This is a genomic window from Carboxylicivirga caseinilyticus (assembly GCF_050589785.1).
In the GTDB taxonomy this organism is placed as follows: domain Bacteria; phylum Bacteroidota; class Bacteroidia; order Bacteroidales; family Marinilabiliaceae; genus Carboxylicivirga; species Carboxylicivirga caseinilyticus.
Genome location: NZ_JBNGOX010000138.1, coordinates 1 through 325 on the forward strand (window position 1 = coordinate 1; position 325 = coordinate 325).

1 protein-coding gene is annotated in these 325 nt (G+C 34.2%); it reads right to left on the reverse strand.

Annotated features, from left to right (window positions below):
- Nucleotides 1-170 (reverse strand): enoyl-CoA hydratase-related protein (locus ACRD62_RS22550; RefSeq protein ID WP_430822337.1); only part of this gene is annotated, 170 nt, incomplete at its 3' end.
- Between the last annotated feature and the right edge of the window lie 155 nt (nucleotides 171-325).

The window sequence follows — 325 nt, forward strand, 5'->3', positions numbered from 1 at the left end:
TCCTGACGTTCACGACAGATATCAAAGGCCTCAATCAGCTCTTTCACTGTCTTGGGGCGAAAGGCATTATATACCCTTGGACGGTTAATCGTAATTTTTGCAATACCTTCGGCAAATTCAAATTTTATATCTTCATACTCCTTAACAGAAGTCCAGCTTACTGCGCTCATAATTCTTCTTTTAAGCGTTTAAAATATGTTTTTAACACACTAGCATTATCTTTGTTAGGTGTTTTAACTTCTAATATAACAGCTTTTTCACTTTCCTTAAAAAGCTTATCTAATTGACTATCTAATTCTTCTTCATTCTCAGCCAACAAATAATC